We start from the raw sequence: 16395 nt of genomic DNA on the forward strand, positions 1-16395 counted from the left end.
TCACTTCGCCTTCATCCCCGCCGCCTCCATGGCGGCCACGGCGGAGAGGTTGATGATGCCGCGGGCGGTGGTGCTCGGCACGGCGATGTGGAGCGGCTTGTCCAACCCCATCAACAACGGCCCCACGGTCACCGCCTCTCCCGTCGCCTTCACCAGGTTGAAGGCGATGTTCGCGGCGTCGATGGTAGGAAAGATCAGCAAATTGGCGGTGCCCGTGAGGGTGGATTCCGGCAGGGCATGATGGCGGATCTGCTCGGCGAGGGCGGCGTCGGCGTGCATCTCGCCATCCACTTCCAGCTCCGGCTCGGCGGCGTGGATGAGACCCAGCGCCTTGCGCATCTTTTTAGCGGAAGGCGAGTTGGAAGCGCCAAAATTGGAATGCGACAGCAGGGCCACCTTGGGCGCCATGCCGAAATGGCGCACCGTATCCGCCGCCATCAGCGTCATCTCGGCGATTTCCTCGGCGCTGGGGTCGAGATTCACATGGGTATCGCAGAAGAATAGCGGCCCGGCCTGGAGAATGAGTGCGGTGATGGCGTAGACCCGGCTGCATCCTGCGCGGCGGGGGATGATGGGCAGCGCGTATTGAAATTGCCGCCACCAATCGCCGGTGCCGCCGCAGATCGCCGCATCCGCCTCGCCCAGGCGCAACAGCATCGCGGCGGTGACGGTGGGGCGCTTGCGGACATGGCGGGCGGCGGCATCCGGCGGCGTGCCGCGCCGGCCCACGCATTTGGCGTAATCGGCGTAAACGCGCTGGAACAATTCCGGCTCTTGCTCCAGATCGATATGCCGGACATCCTCGCCCAGTTTCAGCCGCAGCCCGAGCGACTGAATTTTCGCGGTCAGCGCCTCCGCATTGCCGAGCAGGATAGGCTCGGCCATCTTGTCGTCCACCACGCTCTGCACCGCGCGAAGCGTCCGCTCATCCTCGCCCTCGGCATAGACGATCCGCGGCCTGGCCTTGCGGGCGATCTCGATGACCGGGCGCAGAAGCTGGCCGGAGCGGTATACGGAGCGCTCAAGCTCGTGCCTGTAGGCCTCGAAATCGGTCACCGGCTTGCGGGCCACCTCCTCATCCATCGCCGCCTTGGCCACGGCGGGCGCCACATGCAGGATCAGCCGGGGATCGAACGGCTTGGGAATGATGTATTCCGGCCCGAAAACCGGCGCCTGGCCGCCATAAGCGGCGGCGACGACATCCGAGGCCTCGACCTGGGCGAGCTCGGCGATGGCGCGCACCGCCGCCAGCTTCATCCCCTCCGTGATCGCGGTGGCGCGCACATCCAGCGCGCCCCGGAAAATATAGGGAAAGCAAAGGACGTTATTTACCTGATTGGGGAAATCGGAACGGCCAGTCGCCACGATCGCGTCCGGGCGGGCCCGCCGGGCGATATCCGGCATGATCTCCGGCTCCGGATTCGCCAGGGCGAGAATGAGGGGGTTGGGCGCGAACCATTCCAGCCACTCCTCCTTCAGCACCCGCGGCACCGAGAGGCCGAGAAATATATCCGCGCCGGGCAGAATATCGGCCAGGGTGCGCGCCTCTGTTTTCCGCGCCACCCCGGTGAGGCTGGGATCCAGATGGGGCCGCCCTTCATACACCACGCCATCCTTATCGGTCATAGTGATGTTTTCCGCCCTGGCTCCCAGCGCCTTGAGGATATTGACGCAGGAGAGTGCCGCCGCGCCCGCCCCGGAGGTGACGATCTTCACCTCCTCAATCCGCTTCTTCTGGATAATCATCGCGTTCAGAACCGCGGCGCCGACGATGATCGCCGTGCCGTGCTGATCGTCGTGAAATACCGGAATATGCATCCGCTCACGCAGGGTCTGCTCGATTTTGAAACATTCCGGCGCCTTGATATCCTCGAGATTGATGCCGCCAAAGCTCGGCTCCAGCCGCGCCACCGTCTCGATGAATTTATCGGGGTCCGTCTCGTTAATTTCTATATCGAAAGAATCTATGCCGCCGAATTTCTTGAAAAGGACGGCCTTGCCCTCCATCACCGGCTTGCCGGCGAGCGCGCCGATATTGCCCAGCCCCAGCACCGCCGTGCCATTGGTGATGACGGCGACGAGATTGGCGCGGGAGGTGAGATCGAACGAGGCGTCGGGGTCGTCCTGGATCGCCTCGCAGGCCGCCGCCACGCCCGGCGAATAGGCCAGGGAAAGGTCGCGCGAGGTTTCCATGCGCTTGGTCGCAACAATGGCGAGCTTTCCCGGCCGGGGGTGGCGGTGATATTCCAGCGCGGCCTTGCGTAAACCCTCATCCATGGCGTTCCCCTCCCAGTTTCAGCGGCTTTACCGTTCATGGCCCGGCGCGGCGGGCATGGCAACCCGCACCTTTAGCACACGCTTTCAAGCTATTCGGAAATTTTGGTGCGGTCGAGAAGACTCGAACTTCCACGAGGTTTCCCCCACAAGCACCTCAAGCTTGCGCGTCTACCATTCCGCCACGACCGCATCGGGGCGCGGAGCCTATAGACTATGATCCGAAACCCTGCAACAGGGTAGCCAGCCATGGAAAATCAGCCCTGCTGGGAGGTTTCCCCCGGCCTGACAGAGTATGAGCCCGCCTTGGAGCGGATGCGCGAGCGCGCCGCCGCCATCCGCGCCGGCACGGCGGAGGAACTGGTTTGGCTGGTGGAACACCCCCCGCTCTATACCGAGGGAAGTTCGGCAAAAGCGGAGGATTTGCGCGATCCCGCCCGTTTCCCCGTTTTCAAGGCCGGGCGCGGCGGCCAATGGACCTATCACGGCCCCGGCCAGCGAATTGCCTATGTCATGCTCGATCTTGCCCGCCCGCATGGCGGCGTTCCCGCCCGGGATGTGCGCGGCTACGTGGCCGGGCTGGAGCGCTGGGTGGCCGAGACGCTCAAGGAATTCGGGGTGAAGGGGGAAATCCGGGCGGGGCGGGTCGGCATCTGGGTCGTGCGGCCGGACGGGCGGGAGGAGAAGATTGCCGCCATTGGCGTGCGGGTCTCGCGCTGGGTCAGCTGGCACGGCCTGGCGTTGAACATTGCGCCCGATCTCGGCCATTTCAGCGGCATCGTGCCCTGCGGCATCAGCGCCCATGGCGTGACCAGCCTGGCCGCGCTGGGGGTGCGCGCCAATATGGCGGAGGTGGACGCCGCCTTGCGGCGCCATTGGCATAAGGTTTTTGGATAAGGATTGTCCAATGGACAAGCTTCAACTTTCCGTGCTCGACCAGTCGCCCATCCGCGTCAACGTCTCGCCGGATGAGTCCATCAGGGAAAGTCTCGCCCTGGCGCGCGCCTGCGAGGCTTTCGGCTATCACCGCTATTGGCTTTCGGAGCATCACAGCTCCGGCTCGGTCGCCGGCTCAGCCCCGGAAATTCTCGCGGCGGCCATCGCCGCCACCACCAGCCGCATCCGTGTCGGCGCGGGTGGGGTCATGCTACCACATTATTCCGCGCTGAAGGTGGCGGAGCAATTCAGGGTGCTGGAGGCCATTGCTCCCGGGCGGATCGACCTGGGCCTCGGCCGCGCCCCGGGCTCCGACAGCCTCACCGCCCTGGCGCTCAACCCCGCCAATGCGCGCAACCCCGCCGATATGTTTCCCGCCCAGGTGCGGGATGTGATGGCCTGGGTCTCTGGCGCGCCGCTGCCGCCCGAGCATCCTTTCCGCAGCATCGTCGCCGAACCGCGCGGCCCTTATGTGCCAGAGATATGGATTCTCGGCAGCTCCAATTATGGCGCCCAGCTCGCGGCCTGGTTCGGCCTGCCTTATGCCTTCGCCTATTTCTTCTCGGATGGCGCGGGAGCCGCCGAAGCGCTGCATCTCTACCATTCCCAATTCCGCGATACCGGGGCGGGGCCGAAACGCGCCTCGGTGACGGTCTTCGCCCTGGTGGCGGAAACGGAGGAGGAGGCATGGTATTGGGCGAAATCCCGGGCGGCCTTCTGGGGCATGCGCAATCGTGGGCAATATATCCCCCTGCCCTCGCCGGAGGACGCGGATAAATTCGCTTTCTCCCCGGCGGAAAAAGAGCGCATCGAGGCATCGATGCAGCGCAACTTCATCGGCACCGCGCCGCAGGTGGCGGCACGCCTGCGCGCGCTGGTGAGCGAGCTTCAACTCGACGAAATATCCATCAATACCGCCGCCTATGATCCTGCGGCCCGGGTACGATCCTATGAGCTGCTGGCCAAGGAATTCGGATTGGCTCATAGCGTCGGTTCATTGTAGAAACATTTAAATCCTGAAAGCTTCGCTCTTCTTTGTTGAATTTTCCTTAGGGCTCGCGATCTCTTGGTGATGAAGAGCCCCATGGTGGGGCTTGAAAAATAAAAGGATTTGCGATGCGCGCCAAATTGCGGTTGGCGTTTGGAATGATCGCGGCGCTGGGCCTGAGCATGGGGCTGGCGGCCTGTCATACGACCGCCGGGGTCGGACAAGATCTCTCCCAAGGCGGTCACGCTTTGACCGACAGCGCCAATAACAACGCGCCGAAATCACCCAGCCCTTAAGGGTGGGGGCAGTCCCGACAACATCGAAAGGATGAAGCATGGATAAGGATCGTATCGAAGGCGCCTTCAAGCAGGCCAAGGGCGCGGTGAAGGATTCGGTGGGCAAACTCACTGGCGACACCAAGATGCAGGCCGAAGGCAAGGCGGACAAGGTCGAGGGCAAGGTTCAGAACACCGTTGGCGGCATCAAAGACGCCGCCAAGGGCAACCAGCCCTAACGGAGCATGGTTTAAGCGGCGGCGGGGCATGGCTCCGCCGCCTTTTTTATGCGCGCAGCCGGTCGAGCGCCCGTTGCAAAATCTCCGCCGCCGCCAGCCGGTCCACAAGTGCGGCCCGGCGGGCGCGGCTCAGGCCAGCGGCAATGAGTCTCTCATGGGTCTCGGCGGTGGAGAGGCTTTCATCCATCATCATCGCCGGCAGCCGCGCCGCCGCGCTGAGAGCGTGCGCCCAATCCCGCGCCGCCTGGGCGCGCGGCCCCCAGTTCTGCCCCATATCGAGCGGCAGGCCGATGACCAGGCCGCCAGCGCCCTCGCGCGCGGCGATGTCCGCCACGGCCGCCGCGTTCTGCCCCAGCCTGGCGCGCGGTAGCGTGGCGTAGGGGCTGGCGATCTGGCGGTTGACGTCCGAAAGGGCCACGCCGATGAGCCGCGCGCCCGGATCCAGCCCGATGAGCCGCGCGCCAGGGGGCAGCAAGGCGGCGAAGTTCGGCAGGTTGTAGAGCGCCATGCCCGCCTGTATGGTCCGCCCGGATTTTTTAGCCAAGGGATTTAACTATGTCGCTGGACGCCGCAACGGTCCGACGGATCGCCAAGCTGGCCCGCATCAGGGTGAGGGATGAGGAGGTCGCCACCCTCCAGGGCGAATTGAACGCGATCCTCGGCTATGTCGAGCAGCTCGCGGAGGTCAATGTGGAAGGGGTGGAGCCTCTTTCCGGCGGTATGCGGATGGCGCTGCGCAGCCGCGCGGACGAACTGACCGATGGCGGCATGGCCGAGAAAATCCTGGCCAACGCTCCCGACCGGATCGGTAATTTCTTCGCCGTGCCGAAAGTGGTGGAATGAGCGTCTTCGACCTGACCATCGCGGGCGCCGCGCGGGCGCTGCGGGCGCGCGAGATCTCGGCGGTGGAACTCGCCGCCGCCTATAATGCGGCGGTCGAGGCGCTCAACCCGCGCCTTAACGCCTATATCACGCCCACGCCGGAACTGGCGCTGGAGCAAGCAAGGGCGGCTGACCGGCGGCTTGCCGGGGGCGGCGCGACGCCACTCACCGGCATTCCCATCGCGATGAAGGATCTGTTCTGCACCGAGGGCGTGCGCACCACGGCGGCGAGCAAGATCCTCGGCAATTTCGTCCCGCCTTACGAAAGCACGGTCTCGGCCCGGTTGAAGGCGGCAGGCGCGGTGATGCTGGGCAAGGCCAATCTCGACGAATTCGCGATGGGTTCTTCCAACCTGACCTCGGCCTTCGGCCCGGTCGAAAGCCCGTGGAAGCGCCATGGCGCGGAGGCCAGGCTGGCGCCGGGCGGCTCCTCAGGCGGTTCCGCCGCCGCGGTGGCGGCGCGCATCGCCCTGGCCGCCACCGGCACCGATACAGGCGGCTCCATCCGCCAGCCCGCCGCCTTCACCGGCATTGCCGGCATCAAGCCCACCTATGGCCGCTGCTCGCGCTTCGGCGTGGTGGCATTCGCCTCGTCGCTTGACCAGCCCGGCCCGATGGCCCGCAATGTCGAGGATAATGCCCTGATGCTGAGCGTCATGTCGGGGTTCGATGAGAAGGATTCCACCAGCGCCGACCGAGCGGTGCCGGATTTCACCCAGGCGTTACACCGCAGCGTGAAGGGGCTGAAGATCGGCGTCCCGGCCGAATACCGGCTGGAGGGCACGAATCCGGAAATTCTGGCGCTGTGGGAACAGGGCATCGCCTGGCTGCGGGCAGAGGGCGCGGAAATCCGCGACATCTCTCTTCCCCATACAAAGTACGGCCTGCCCGCCTATTACATCATCGCTCCCGCCGAGGCCTCCTCCAACCTCGCCCGCTATGACGGGGTGCGCTACGGGCTGCGGGTGGAGGGCGAGGATCTCATCGATTTGTACGAGCGTACCCGCGCCGAGGGGTTCGGCGCCGAGGTCAAGCGCCGCATTCTCATCGGCACCTATGTGCTGAGCCATGGCTATTACGATGCCTATTACCTGAAAGCGCAGAAAATCCGCAGCCTGATCCTGCGCGATTTCACCGACGCCTTTATGGAGGTGGATGCGATTCTCACCCCCACCGCGCCCTCCGCCGCCTTCGGCCTGGATGAGACGATGACCGACCCCTTGACCATGTATCTCAACGACGTGTTCACCGTGCCCGCCTCGCTGGCGGGCGTGCCAGCCATGAGCGTGCCCGCCGGTCTCTCGGCGGCAGGGCTGCCGCTCGGCCTGCAGGTGATCGGCCGGCATTTCGACGAGGAGACGGTGTTCACCGTGGCCGCCGCCCTGGAGCGGGCAGCCCAATTCTCCGCCCTGCCGCAAGTGAGGGCGGAATAATGGCCTATACGCTGGCAGGGCGCAGCGGCGCCTGGGAGGTCGTCGTCGGGCTGGAGGTCCATGCCCAGGTCATCTCCGTCTCCAAGCTGTTCTCTGGCGCCTCCGCGGCCTATGGCGGCGAGCCCAACGCGCATGTCTCTTTCGTGGATGCCGGGTTTCCCGGCATGCTGCCGGTCATCAACCAAGAATGCGTGGCCCAGGCCGTGCGCACCGGGCTGGGGCTGAAGGCGCAGATCAACCTGTTCTCGCGCTTCGACCGCAAGAATTATTTTTACGCTGATCTGCCCAATGGCTATCAGATCAGCCAGTTCGCCCATCCCATCGTCGGCAAGGGCATTGTCGAGATCGAATTGGCGGATGGCACGCTCAAGCCCATTGGCATCACCCGCCTGCATTTGGAGCAGGATGCGGGCAAATCGATGCACGACCAGCATCCCACCAAGTCAATCATCGACCTCAACCGGGCCGGGGTGGCGCTGATGGAGATCGTTTCCGAGCCGGATATCCGCTCGCCGGAGGAGGCCGGGGCGTATTTGCGCAAGCTGCGCCAGATCCTGCGTTATCTCGGCACTTGCGATGGCAATATGGAAGAGGGCTCGCTGCGCGCGGATGTGAATGTCTCGGTGCGCAAGCCGGGCGAGGCCTTCCGCACCCGCTGCGAGATCAAGAACGTCAATTCCATCCGCTTCGTCATGCACGCGGTGGAAGCCGAGGCGCTGCGCCAGATCGAGATCTGGGAAGACGGCGGCGAGGTGGAGCAGGAAACCCGGCTCTATGACCCCGCCCGGGGCGAAACCCGCTCCATGCGCTCCAAGGAGGACGCGCATGATTACCGCTATTTCCCCGACCCCGACCTGCTGCCGCTGGTGCTGGAGGAGGATTGGGTGGCGGCGCTGAAACGCGGCCTGCCCGAACTGCCGGATGAGAAGCGCGCCCGTTTCTGCGCCGAATACGGCATACCCTTCTACGATGCCGGTGTACTGGTGGCGGAGCAGGAGGTGGCCGATTTCTACGAGGAGGTGGCGCGGGGACGGGACGGCAAGCTCGCCGCCAATTGGGTGACGGGCGATTTCTTCGCCGCCATGAACCGGACCGGCAAGAGCATCGCCGACCCGCCGGTGAGCGCGGCCGCGCTGGGCGCGCTGCTCGATCTCATCACGGATAAAACCATCAATGGCCGCATCGCCAAGGATGTGTTCGAGGAGATGGTGGAAACCGGCAAGCCGCCCGCCGAAATCGTCGTGGAAAAGGGCCTCCGCCAGGTGACGGACACTGGCGCGATCGACGCCGCCGTCACCCGCGTGCTGGCCGCAAATGCCGATAAGGTAGCGGAATACAAGGCCGGCAAGGACAAGCTATTCGGCTTCTTCGTCGGGCAGGTGATGAAGGCGATGCAGGGCAAGGGCAATCCCGCCCTGGTAAACGAGGCCGTGAAAAAACAGCTCGGCTGAGAATGGCCGCCCCGGCCAGCGCATCCATTCGAAATCGAGGAGGCGCTGACCGGATGGCTTGGCTCAGACCCGTTCCAGCACCATGGCGATGCCCTGGCCGCCGCCGATGCACATCGTCACCAGCGCGTAACGCCCGCCCACGCGGTGAAGCTCGTAAATCGCCTTGACGGTGATGATGGCGCCGGAGGCGCCGACCGGATGGCCGAGGGCGACGGCGCCGCCATTCGGGTTGACCTTGGCCGGATCGAATTCGAGATCCTTGGCCACCGCGCAGGCCTGGGCGGCGAAAGCCTCGTTGGATTCGATCACGTCCATATCCGTGACGCTGAGCCCGGCCCGGCGCAGGGCGTGACGGGAGGCGGGAACCGGCCCCAGGCCCATCACCTCCGGCGCCACCCCGGCATGGCCATAGGCGACGATGCGCGCCAATGGCTTGAGGGCCCGGCGTTTGACCTCCGCGCCGCTGGCCAGCACCAGCGCGGCCGCGCCGTCATTCAGGCTCGAGGCGTTACCGGCGGTCACGGTGCCGTCTTTCTTGAAGGCGGGTTTCAACCCGGCCAGGCTCTCGGCCGATGTGTCGGAGCGGGGATGCTCATCCGTGTCGAAGATCACGGTGCCCTTGCGGGACGGCAGTTCCACCGGGGCGATCTGCTCCTTGAAATATCCCGCCGCGATGGCGGCGGCGGCGCGGCGATGCGATTCCGCCGCGAATTTGTCCTGATCCCCGCGCGAGAGGCCATATTGCGCGGCGACATTTTCCGCCGTGACGCCCATATGGCCGTGACCGAACGGATCGTGGAGCGCGCCCACCACCATGTCCACCACCTGGGAATCGCCCAGCCGCGCGCCCCAGCGCTCATTGGGGAGCAGATAGCCGCCCCGGCTCATGGATTCCGCCCCGCCCGCTACGGCGATATCGGCGTCGCCCAGCATGATGGACTGGGCGGCGGAGACCACCGCCTGCATGCCGGAGCCGCAAAGCCGGTTGAGCGTCAGCGCCGGCGTTTCCACCGGGATGCCCGCGCCCACGGCGGCGACGCGGGAAAGATAGGCGTCGCGCGGCTCGGTATGGATGACATTGCCCATCATCACATGCTGAACATCCGCCGCGGTGACACCGGATTTGCCGAGCGCGGCGCGGATGACGATCTCGCCCAGCTTGGTTGGCGGCACATCCTTGAGGCTCTTGCCGTAATCACCGATGGCGGTGCGCTGGCCCGAGAGTATGAAAACATCCGTCATGACTTGGCTTTCTTCGTTGAGGTCGGAAAGGATGGCCCCATGGGGAGGGATGCAAGGGGAGAAGTCAAGACTATGGCCTTGGCACCAACCCGCTGGCCTCGGCCTGCGCCCGGCTTTCCGCGATGGAGCGGCTGACCATCAGCGCCGCCGCCAGGGCCCGCTTGCCGGCGGCGCCGTCCACCAGCACGGGTCCGCCTTCCAGGCAGGCGGCAATGAACGCCTCATGCTCCGCCGCTAGCGCGTCGTGGTCCTGCCAGCCCGCCTGCTCGATGCCGAATTCCGGAAAGCCTGGCAGTTTCATACCGATGCCCCGTCCCACCAGGGTCAGCTTGCGGGCTGAGAAATCCACCGTCAAATACCCGCTCGCTGAAAAAATCCGCATCTTGCGCTCGGTCTTGAGGGAGATGCGGCTCGCGGTGATGGTGGCGACCGCGCCGGAGGCGAAACGGATGCGGGCATTGGCGATGTCATCGAATCGGCTGGCGACCGGTGCGCCCACCGCGTCCACGCTCACCACCTCGGACTCTGCCAGAGTGAGAACGAGGTCGAGATCGTGGATCATCAAATCGAGAATGACCGAGACATCCGTGCCGCGCGGCTTGAACGGGGCGATACGCACCGCCTCTATATAAAGAGGGCGGCCCATGCGCTGCGCCACCGCCCCATGCGCGGCGGAAAATCGCTCGAGATGCCCCACTTGCAGCACCCGCCCCGCCCGCGCCGCGCGGGCGATGAGATCATCCGCCTGGGCCAGCGTCGCCGCGACCGGTTTTTCCACCAGCACATGCAGCCCGGCGGCAAGCGCCCTGGCCGCAAGATCGTAATGGAACTCCGCCGGCGCGGCGATGACGATGGCCTCGGCCTCGGCCAGCAACTCCTCCACGGCGCGAACGGGGCAGCCAGCCTCCCAGGCCACTTCCCTGGCGCGGGCCGCGTTGGGGTCAGCGAGGCCGACGAGCCGGGCGCGCGGCGCCGCCGCCAGTTTCAGCGCGTGGTAGCGGCCGAAATGCCCCGCCCCGATCAGCCCGACCCGCAAAGGTTCTTCCATCTCCCCTTGGCCTCTATTCCGCCCCGGGGTTGCGCGCAACGTCACGGCCCGCCATAGGGCGAACGGTCTGGCATTTTTGGAGCCCGTCTTGCTTTATTTCAGCCGCGCGAAGACATTCGCAATCCTGCTCGTCTGCGGGCTGGGGGTGCTGCTCAGCCTGCCCAATCTCGGCCCCCGGCCCGGCTGGTGGCCTGGCTTTCTGCCCTGGAATCAGCTCCATCTCGGACTCGATCTCAAGGGCGGCTCCTACCTTCTTCTCCAGCTCGACACAAAGGCGATCGAGGCTCAGGATTTGAATTCGCTGGTCGGCCAGGCGCGGCAGACGCTCCTCAAGGCCGGGCTGGGATATAAGGACCTTCACGCCGACCCGGCGGCCGGCCGGGTCACGCTGACGCCCCTTGACGGCCAGGCCCAGCAGGCCCTCCAGGCGCTCCAAGGCCTTATTACCTATCAGCCTGGCTCGCCCACACCCAGCCTGAACGTCTCGCTACTGCCCGATGGGGCCATCGCCCTCTCCATTCCCGCCCAGGCGCGCGTTCAACGCAACGAGCAGGCGGTGCAGCAGGCGATGACCATCATCCAGCGCCGCATCGACGGTTCCGGCGTGCTCAACGCGCTCGTCCAGCGTCAGGGACAGAATCAGATCGTCGTGCAGTTGCCCGGCATCTCAGACCCGGAGCGGGTGAAGACGCTGATCGGCACCACGGCGCACATGACCTTCCAGCTGGTCGATACCAGCGCTGTGCCGGGCCAGCCCCCGCCGCCGGGTGATGAATGGCTGCCCATGGCCGACAACCCCAATCAGAAGCTGGCGGTACAGAGCAGCGTGGCGGTGGATGGGGCGGATTTACAGACCGCCCAGGCCAGCACCGACCCGCAAACCGGCCAGTGGGTGGTGAATTTCACCCTCAACGCCTTGGGCGCGCGTGAATTCGCCCAGGTGACCAGCGCCAATGTCGGCAAGCTCTTTGCCATAGTGCTCGATGGCAAGATCATCGAGGCGCCGGTGATCCGGGAACCCATCACCGGCGGCTCAGGCCAGATTTCCGGCAATTTCACCCCTCAATCCGCCACGGATCTGGCGTTGCTGCTGCGCGCGGGCGCGCTGCCCGCGCCGCTCAGCATCGTGGAGGAGCAGAGCGTGGGGCCGGAGCTGGGAGCCGACGCCATCCGCGCGGGCGCGCTTTCCCTCATCGTCGGCTTCCTGCTCGTGCTGTTCTTCATGGCGCTGTTTTACGGCCTGTTCGGCTGGTTCGCGAATATCGCCCTCATCCTCAACCTCATCCTCATGCTCGCCATCCTCTCGGTCATGGGCGCCACTTTAACCCTGCCCGGCATGGCGGGCATTCTCCTCACCCTGGGCATGGCGGTGGACGCCAATATTCTCATCAATGAGCGCGTGCGCGAGGAAGCCCGCCAGAACGGACGCAAGCCGCTCGCCGCGCTGGAGGCCGGATATAAGCGCGCTTACGGCACCATCATCGATTCCAACGTGACCACGCTGCTCGCCCATATCACCTTGTTCATCTTCGGCTCGCCCCCCGTGCGCGGTTTCGCCGTGACGATCTGCGCCGGCATTCTCACCACCATGTTCACCGCCACCGTGGTCGTGCGCCTCATCACCTCGCGCTGGTATGCCACGCGCCGCCCCGCCGCCCTGCCCGTTTAGGACCCGCCCCATGTTCTACAGACCGGCCTTCCGCTTCGTTCCGGACGGAACCAAGATCCGCTTCATGAGGGGCCGCTTCGCCGGGCTCATCGTCTCGGCGGTTCTCTCTCTAGCCTCGGTGGTCCTTTTCTTCCACCCCGGCCTCAACATGGGGCTGGATTTCAAGGGTGGCGTGGTGTTGCAGGTGCAAACCCCGCAACGTGCCGATTTTCCGGCCCTGCGCACCGCCCTGGCCCAGGCCGGGCTGGAGGATGCGGCGCTGCAAGCGGTGGGGCGCCAGGGCGACCAGGTGTTGATCAGCCTGGAAAGCCGGAATACCGCTGCCGCCACCCAGACCGCCATCGGCAAAGCGCAGGACGCCCTGGCCAAGGCCGCGCCGGGGGCGAAAATCCTCTCCACCCAGGCGGTGGGCGCCTCGGTTTCCCGCCAGCTTTTCCTGCAAGGGATCGAGGCGCTGGGCCTCTCCTTCGTGATGATCCTCGCCTATATCTGGTTCCGTTTCGAATGGCAGTTCGCCGTCGGTGCTGTCGCCACGCTGATCCTCGACACCACCAAGACCATCGGCTTCATGGTGATCACCCGCATCCCCTTCGATCTCGTCACCATCGCCGCGATTCTCACCATCATCGGCTATTCCACCAACGACAAGGTGGTCGTCTATGACCGGGTGCGGGAGAATCTGCGCAAATATAAAACGATGCGCCTGCGCGACCTGATCGATCTTTCGATCAATGAGACCCTGAACCGCACCCTCGGCACCTCGGGCACAGTTTTTCTGGCGGCTCTGCCGCTCGCGCTGTTCGGTGGCGCGGCTCTCTCCGGCTTCGCCTGGATCATGCTGTTCGGCATCGTGGTGGGCACATCCTCTTCCATTTTCATCGCCGCGCCGATCCTACTTTTTCTAGGGGAACACAGGCTGCGCCGGACGGCCGCGGCGGCGAAGCCAACCCCGCGATGACCCCACTCCCGGCCGCGCGGCGGGACGAATAGCCCGGGCATTGCAAATCAGTAAATTTCATTGAACCCAACGGCACGCGGGCCATGTGCTTCAGCATGGGCTTGATAAGCGATGACCGGGCGGATGCAGGAATTTCCAGGACAAGGCCGCGCCAAGGCAAGCCTCCCGCGAGCATGGCCCTGTTTAGCGACGGTGGGGCGGAGGAGTTCGCGGCGGCGGCGGCGATGGGCTTCTCCCATGCCCTGTTTTCCCCTTCCGAGTCCCTGGCCGGAGCGATGGACGCGGCGCGCTCCGCGGGGATGGCGCCGGTCGTCGCGCTCGACCCCACCCAATTCGCCCTGGCCGAGCGGCTGCCGACCGAGGGGGCGGGCGGATTCTACTTCCGGCGCGCGCATGAACTGCCCGAGTTCTTTCGGGCCGGTTTTATAAGCGGGTTGAAAGAGCGCGATGCCGATATGGTGGCGATCGCCGAGATTTTTGGTGCGCCGGCGCCAAGCTTGCAGATTTTAAGCGATGCCGGATTCGATTTCGCCACCAGCTCCCTCTGCTATTGGAACTTCCGTGATGATTGGTTGAACGCCGATACCGCCCGGGTGGAGCGGCTGGGGCGGGCTTTCTGTTTCGCCACCCCACCCGGCGCGGCTCTCAATAACGAGGTGCAGATCATCCGGGCCTTGCGAGCCTCCGCCATGTTTTCCCCCGGCTGGGGGGTGAGCAAGACGCTGTTTCTCGGCAGTGCCACGCTGGAAGGTGAGATCAGCCAGCTCCTGGCCAAACGGCGCGCGGATTGCCGTTTCGCCGGATCCAAGGCCGCCAGGGTGGTCTCCCCCACCGCCGCGCCACTGGCCGTATTGTTACGCCAGGGGTTGGTTGCCGTCGCCAATGCGTCTTTGCACGAGAGCGTCAGCGCGAGAACGTCCGCCTATTTACCTGATATCGAGGCGGGGAGCCTCCGCAGCGAGGGGGGAGAGACGCTGGGTCCTCTCGACAGGATCCAATTCGGCGCCGGTGAGGCGCGGTATTATGAAATCCTGCCTCTCCCCCCTGTCAGCCGCCCTGCTCCCAAACTCAATCCCAAGGCGCCACGGATCACGGTTGACGCCATCACCCCTTCCGTCGATGCGGGGCGTTATCCGGCCCGGCGGATTCTCGGCGAGGCGGTTACGATCGAGGCCGACCTCATCTGTGATGGGCACGAGCATCTCGCCGGCGAAATTTTGTACCGCTGCCAGGATGAGCGGAGTTGGCGGGCCGCGCCAATGAGCTTGATTGAGAATGACCGCTGGCGCGGCGAGATCCCCGCGCCTCGCATGGGACGATGCGAATTCATCGTCTCCGCCTGGATTGACCGTTACCGGAATTTTACCTCGGGGTTGGAGAAAAAAATAAAAGCCGGGCAGGCCGTCTCCCTTGAGATCCAGGAAGGCATGCTGCTGGTCGAGGAGGCCATGCAAGCGAGCCCGGTGGTGCGGGAGATGTGCCAGACCTGGCGAGGGGCGACAGAGGCGGAGTTGGAGGAAAAGCTGCTCTCGCCGGCCTACGCCAAGCTGATCAGCGCCGCGTTGCCCCGCCAGTTTCTTACGAAATCCCAACCCTACCCGCTGGATGCCGAGCCGCTCCGCGCGAGATACGCTAGTTGGTACGAGATTTTCCCGCGCAGCCAGTCCGGGGATGGCCAACGGCACGGAACCTTCAGGGATGTGGTGCGGCAGCTTCCCCGTATCGCGGCGATGGGGTTCGATGTGCTGTATTTCCCACCCATCCATCCCATCGGCCACACCAACCGCAAGGGCCGAAACAATAGCTTGCGGGCGGAGCCAGGAGATCCCGGCAGCCCTTATGCCATCGGCAGCGAGGCGGGAGGGCACGATGCCATCCACCCGGAACTCGGCACGCTGGATGATTTTCGGGACCTGATCCGTGCCGCCAAGCAATACGATATAGACATCGCCCTGGATTTCGCCATCCAATGCTCGCCTGACCATCCCTGGCTGCGCGAGCATCCGGAGTGGTTCGCCTGGCGTCCGGACGGCTCGTTGCGGCATGCCGAAAACCCGCCAAAGAAATATGAAGACATCGTCAACGTGGAGTTTTACGCCGAGAAGGCCCAGCCCGCGTTGTGGCATGCATTGCGCGACGTCGTACAATTTTGGGTGGATCACGGCATACGGTATTTCCGCGTGGATAATCCGCATACGAAGCCTCTGCCTTTTTGGGAATGGATGATCGGCGATATCCGCTCCCGCCATCCCGACGCGATTTTTCTGGCCGAAGCGTTCACCCGGCCCAAATTGATGTATCAGTTGGCAAAGATCGGATTCTCTCAATCCTATACCTATTTCACTTGGCGCCATACCAAGCGCGAATTGACAGAATATCTGGAGGAATTGAATGAGCCGCCGGTCCGTGAGTTTTTCCGGCCGCATTTCTTCGTGAACACACCAGATATCAACCCTGTTTTTTTGCAAAATTCCGGGCGGCCGGGTTTTCTCATTCGTGCCGCTCTCGCCGCCACCTTATCAGGGCTTTTTGGGATCTATAACGGGTTCGAGCTTTGTGAGGCCACGCCTGTGCCAGGTAAGGAGGAATATCTCGATTCCGAAAAATACCAGTTGCGGGCGTGGAATTACGATACTCCCCAGAATATTGTAGGGGAGATTACCCGCCTGAACCATATCCGGCGCACCAACACAGCTTTGCAAACCCATCTTAACGTGGAATTTCTTCCCTGTGACAATGAACAGGTTCTCTATTTCAGAAAAACGGCAGCAGATGGAAACACATTGCTGGTCGCGATCAGTCTCGATCCGTTCAACCCTCAACAGGCAACGCTGGAATTGCCGCTCTGGCGGTTTGGCCTGCCTGATGATGGCGCCCTCGCCGCGATGGACCTCGTCCGTGACGTGCGGTTCGTATGGCACGGCAAATATCAGCCTGTATACCTCAATCCCGCAGAAATACCTTACTGCATCTGGCATGTCAGCCCGCGGACCTAGTAAC

14 protein-coding genes and 1 tRNA gene are annotated in these 16395 nt (G+C 64.4%); 10 read left to right on the top strand and 5 right to left on the bottom strand.

Going from position 1 to position 16395, the window contains the following annotated elements:
- Together M7H45_RS09175 and M7H45_RS09180 are read right to left on the bottom strand one after the other, a co-directional pair.
- The gene (locus tag M7H45_RS09175) at positions 1 to 2277 is read right to left on the bottom strand and encodes an NADP-dependent malic enzyme (protein WP_298216282.1); all 2277 of its coding nucleotides are present in this window, start codon (positions 2275 to 2277) and stop codon (positions 1 to 3) included.
- A 103-nt stretch (positions 2278 to 2380) separates the two neighbouring features.
- A tRNA-Leu gene (locus M7H45_RS09180) sits at positions 2381 to 2466 on the bottom strand.
- A gap of 57 nt (positions 2467 to 2523) precedes the next feature.
- On the opposite strand from M7H45_RS09180, the gene lipB reads away from it, so the two are divergent.
- The 4 genes from lipB (at position 2524) to M7H45_RS09200 (ending at position 4712) form a co-directional block, all read left to right on the top strand.
- Positions 2524 to 3171: a lipoyl(octanoyl) transferase LipB gene (gene lipB, locus M7H45_RS09185; protein ID WP_298216284.1), complete on the top strand. Its 648-nt coding sequence runs from the start codon at positions 2524 to 2526 to the stop codon at positions 3169 to 3171.
- Between the two features lie 10 nt (positions 3172 to 3181).
- A complete protein-coding gene (locus M7H45_RS09190) occupies positions 3182 to 4213 on the top strand; it encodes an LLM class flavin-dependent oxidoreductase (RefSeq protein WP_298216286.1) in 1032 nt (343 codons plus the stop codon).
- 113 nt (positions 4214 to 4326) lie between these two features.
- Positions 4327 to 4494, top strand: a complete 168-nt coding sequence (locus M7H45_RS09195; RefSeq protein ID WP_298216287.1) for an entericidin A/B family lipoprotein — start codon at positions 4327 to 4329, stop codon at positions 4492 to 4494.
- Between the two features lie 38 nt (positions 4495 to 4532).
- Complete coding sequence (locus tag M7H45_RS09200) at positions 4533 to 4712, top strand: CsbD family protein (RefSeq protein ID WP_298216289.1); 180 nt, start codon at positions 4533 to 4535, stop codon at positions 4710 to 4712.
- Positions 4713 to 4758: 46 nt separating this feature from the next.
- Here M7H45_RS09200 and ruvX read toward each other — a convergent pair whose 3' ends face one another.
- Positions 4759 to 5220 (bottom strand): Holliday junction resolvase RuvX, encoded by a 462-nt coding sequence (gene ruvX, locus M7H45_RS09205; protein WP_298216401.1) that lies wholly within the window; start codon positions 5218 to 5220, stop codon positions 4759 to 4761.
- Between the two features lie 47 nt (positions 5221 to 5267).
- Here ruvX and gatC point away from each other — a divergent pair, with 47 nt between their 5' ends.
- Genes gatC through gatB form a run of 3 tightly spaced genes read left to right on the top strand, consistent with a single transcriptional unit; the run spans position 5268 to position 8478 of the window.
- Positions 5268 to 5555 (top strand): Asp-tRNA(Asn)/Glu-tRNA(Gln) amidotransferase subunit GatC, encoded by a 288-nt coding sequence (gene gatC, locus M7H45_RS09210; RefSeq protein ID WP_298216291.1) that lies wholly within the window; start codon positions 5268 to 5270, stop codon positions 5553 to 5555.
- Entirely contained in the window at positions 5552 to 7027 is a 1476-nt protein-coding gene (gene gatA, locus M7H45_RS09215; protein WP_298216292.1) for an Asp-tRNA(Asn)/Glu-tRNA(Gln) amidotransferase subunit GatA, read from the top strand. The genes gatC and gatA overlap by 4 nt, the downstream gene beginning before the upstream one ends.
- Positions 7027 to 8478, top strand: coding sequence for an Asp-tRNA(Asn)/Glu-tRNA(Gln) amidotransferase subunit GatB (gene gatB / locus M7H45_RS09220; protein WP_298216295.1), 1452 nt, complete (start codon positions 7027 to 7029; stop codon positions 8476 to 8478). The genes gatA and gatB overlap by 1 nt, the downstream gene beginning before the upstream one ends.
- 63 nt (positions 8479 to 8541) lie before the next feature.
- On the opposite strand, the gene M7H45_RS09225 is transcribed toward gatB, so the two are convergent.
- Both M7H45_RS09225 and M7H45_RS09230 read right to left on the bottom strand, forming a co-directional pair.
- Positions 8542 to 9720 carry an acetyl-CoA C-acyltransferase family protein gene (locus M7H45_RS09225; RefSeq protein WP_298216297.1) on the bottom strand — a complete coding sequence of 393 codons (1179 nt, stop codon included), beginning with the start codon at positions 9718 to 9720 and terminating at the stop codon, positions 8542 to 8544.
- A gap of 70 nt (positions 9721 to 9790) precedes the next feature.
- Entirely contained in the window at positions 9791 to 10768 is a 978-nt protein-coding gene (locus tag M7H45_RS09230) for a Gfo/Idh/MocA family protein (RefSeq protein WP_298216299.1), read from the bottom strand.
- A gap of 88 nt (positions 10769 to 10856) precedes the next feature.
- On the opposite strand from M7H45_RS09230, the gene secD reads away from it, so the two are divergent.
- The 3 genes from secD to M7H45_RS09245 all read left to right on the top strand — a co-directional run bounded on the left by secD (position 10857) and on the right by M7H45_RS09245 (position 16391).
- Positions 10857 to 12437 (top strand): protein translocase subunit SecD, encoded by a 1581-nt coding sequence (gene secD, locus M7H45_RS09235; protein WP_298216300.1) that lies wholly within the window; start codon positions 10857 to 10859, stop codon positions 12435 to 12437.
- A gap of 10 nt (positions 12438 to 12447) precedes the next feature.
- Positions 12448 to 13395, top strand: coding sequence for a protein translocase subunit SecF (gene secF / locus M7H45_RS09240; RefSeq protein WP_298216301.1), 948 nt, complete (start codon positions 12448 to 12450; stop codon positions 13393 to 13395).
- A gap of 173 nt (positions 13396 to 13568) precedes the next feature.
- Positions 13569 to 16391, top strand: coding sequence for an alpha-1,4-glucan--maltose-1-phosphate maltosyltransferase (locus tag M7H45_RS09245; protein WP_298216303.1), 2823 nt, complete (start codon positions 13569 to 13571; stop codon positions 16389 to 16391).
- Positions 16392 to 16395 lie beyond the last annotated feature (4 nt).

Origin of the sequence: Acidocella sp., from assembly GCF_027352905.1 — a bacterium.
Lineage (GTDB): Bacteria > Pseudomonadota > Alphaproteobacteria > Acetobacterales > Acetobacteraceae > Acidocella.